Source organism: uncultured Streptococcus sp. (assembly GCF_938036805.1).
In the GTDB taxonomy this organism is placed as follows: domain Bacteria; phylum Bacillota; class Bacilli; order Lactobacillales; family Streptococcaceae; genus Streptococcus.
Window position 1 is genome coordinate 1 of sequence record NZ_CALHWC010000122.1, and the last position, 2,765, is coordinate 2,765.

Annotated in this window: 4 protein-coding genes; all 4 read left to right on the top strand. The window is 40.4% G+C overall.

Annotated elements, in window-relative coordinates; translation table 11 throughout:
• Positions 1 to 284, top strand: a 284-nt coding sequence (locus tag Q0191_RS04860) for a GNAT family N-acetyltransferase (protein ID WP_297664330.1), incomplete at its 5' end; no start/stop codon positions are given.
• Positions 281 to 844 carry a hypothetical protein gene (locus Q0191_RS04865; protein ID WP_297664332.1) on the top strand — a complete coding sequence of 188 codons (564 nt, stop codon included), beginning with the start codon at positions 281 to 283 and terminating at the stop codon, positions 842 to 844. The genes Q0191_RS04860 and Q0191_RS04865, both read left to right, overlap by 4 nt.
• 10 nt (positions 845 to 854) lie before the next feature.
• Entirely contained in the window at positions 855 to 1,250 is a 396-nt protein-coding gene (locus Q0191_RS04870) for a hypothetical protein (RefSeq protein ID WP_297664334.1), read from the top strand.
• 11 nt (positions 1,251 to 1,261) lie between these two features.
• On the top strand, positions 1,262 to 2,765 hold a 1,504-nt coding region (locus tag Q0191_RS04875; RefSeq protein WP_297664337.1), incomplete at its 3' end, for a valine--tRNA ligase.

Sequence of the window (2,765 nt, forward strand, 5' to 3'; positions counted from 1 at the left end):
ACGAAGACGATGTACTGGAGATTGGCTATACCTTGCACCCAGACTATTGGGGACGTGGTTATGTGCCAGAGGCAGCGCGTGCTTTGATTGACCTAGCTTTTAAAGAACTTGGTCTTCACAAGATTGAACTGACTTGCTTTGGCTATAACCTTCAAAGTCAACGAGTCGCTGAGAAACTTGGTTTTACTCTCGAAGCTCGCTTCCGGGACCGCAAAGATGCCCGAGGCAATCGCTGTGATGATTTGAGGTATGGGCTACTGAGGAGTGAGTGGGAGGAAAAATGATTAGGAATATGTTTAGTATTATATTTAACGTTCTTGTAGATTTTTTAGATGCGCTTAGAAATAGTATTCTGACTTTATTGTTCAGTCTTTCGTTAGCGGGAGGATTAAGTATAGAATTGTCTATATTGTTGAGGAAATTAAATTTAAAAGAGATAGTTGCTTTACTATCGAACTTACCATTTAACAGTGTAGAATTGAGTCTTATGTTGGGTTCACCTATACTACTAATTGTGGCTCTTTTAAAACTTCCTAGGATAAAAAAGAGATTCAAAGTTTCTATAATTAGTTTATCTATGATTCTAGTAGTATTTGCAGTCTATATAATTTTTTATTTTAAAAATATAGGACAATTTAAAGTAGATATAAGTATTTGGTTGTCTTTAATATTATTTTATCTAAGTTTTAATATTATTTATATTGTGATTGAGCTATTATTATATTTGTATAAGCGGATGTATGGTTGGCTAATAGATACGAATACTACTGTTGAACCAGCAAAATTAACATTGATATGGACTATCATTGCTTTTATATTGGGAATATTTATTTCAAAAAAATGAGGTTGTTTTTATGAATAGAGAAATTTTTGAACAATATGTATCAAACTTATGGTTATTTATTTGTATTTGTTTATCAGAAATTATTATAATTATTTGGACCTGGTTTTTTAAGAATAGCCAATTAGTAAAAGATATTACTAACAATCCAAAATTGAATACAATATCAAGAGCTTTTGAAATAATACAGTTAGATGATTATTACCCTCATTTGATTGTTGGAATCATATGGATATTTATTTTATTAGGATTAGTTTTATACTCTTTTAAAGAAAGAAAATATGGAGGAACGTTAATTTATATATTATTCATTATTGTTTTTTGGCTTATTTTTTGGGATCCTATTTTAACTTCATTTTTGATAATTGGTTCCCTTGGAACAGCTGCGATGTATTCATTTAATAATTAAGGAGAACACACATGTCTAAAGAACTTTCACCTAAATACAATCCAGCCGAGGTTGAGGCTGGTCGTTACCAAAAATGGCTTGATGCCGATGTTTTCAAGCCTTCTGGCGATCAAAAGGCTAAGCCTTATTCTATCGTCATTCCACCACCAAACGTAACTGGGAAACTTCACCTTGGTCACGCTTGGGATACGACTCTTCAGGATATCATCATCCGTCAAAAACGTATGCAAGGCTTTGATACGCTTTGGCTGCCAGGGATGGACCATGCGGGGATTGCCACTCAGGCTAAGGTTGAGGAGCGCTTGCGTGGTGAGGGCATTAGCCGTTACGACCTCGGTCGTGAGTCTTTCTTGACGAAGGTCTGGGAATGGAAAGACGAGTATGCCACTACTATCAAGGAACAATGGGGCAAGATGGGGCTCTCTGTAGACTACTCTCGTGAGCGTTTCACTCTTGATGAAGGATTGTCAAAAGCCGTTCGCAAGGTATTTGTCGAGCTTTATAAGAAAGGTTGGATTTACCGTGGTGAGTTTATCATCAACTGGGACCCAGCAGCTCGCACAGCCCTTTCTGATATCGAGGTGATTCACAAGGATGTAGAAGGTGCTTTCTACCACATGAACTACATGCTGGAAGATGGTTCACGCGCCCTTGAAGTTGCGACCACTCGTCCTGAGACTATGTTTGGGGACGTAGCTGTTGCGGTCAATCCAGAAGACCTACGCTACAAGGACTTAATCGGTAAAAACGTCATCCTTCCAATCGCTAATAAATTGATCCCAATCGTTGCGGATGAACACGCAGACCCTGAGTTTGGAACCGGTGTCGTGAAAATCACGCCTGCCCACGATCCAAACGACTTCTTGGTTGGTCAACGCCATGATTTGCCACAAGTCAACGTCATGAACGACGACGGAACTATGAACGAACTGGCCTTCGAATTCGCTGGCATGGACCGTTTTGAAGCTCGTAAGGCAGTCGTTGCCAAGTTGGAAGAAATCGGTGCCCTGGTTAAAATCGAAAAACGTATCCACAGCGTTGGTCACTCAGAACGGACTGGTGTTGTGGTTGAGCCACGCTTGTCTACGCAGTGGTTCGTCAAGATGGATCAATTGGCTAAGAATGCTATTGCCAACCAAGATACAGAGGACAAGGTTGAATTCTACCCACCTCGTTTCAACGATACCTTCCTGCAATGGATGGAAAATGTCCACGACTGGGTAATCTCTCGTCAGCTCTGGTGGGGCCACCAAATCCCTGCTTGGTACAATGCTGAGGGTGAAATGTATGTGGGTGAAGAAGCTCCTGAAGGTGACGGTTGGACTCAGGACGAAGACGTTTTGGATACTTGGTTCAGCTCTGCCCTTTGGCCATTCTCAACCATGGGCTGGCCTGATGTCGACTCAGCAGACTTCAAACGTTATTTCCCAACCTCAACCTTGGTAACAGGTTACGACATTATCTTCTTCTGGGTGTCTCGTATGATCTTCCAATCCTTGGAATTCACTGGCCGTC

What these genes read in the sequence shown, in the direction of transcription:
- Q0191_RS04870 (WP_297664334.1), top strand. Translation starts at nt 855, where the DNA reads ATGAATAGAGAAATTTTTGAACAATATGTATCAAACTTATGGTTATTT.
- Q0191_RS04865 (WP_297664332.1), top strand. Translation starts at nt 281, where the DNA reads ATGATTAGGAATATGTTTAGTATTATATTTAACGTTCTTGTAGATTTT.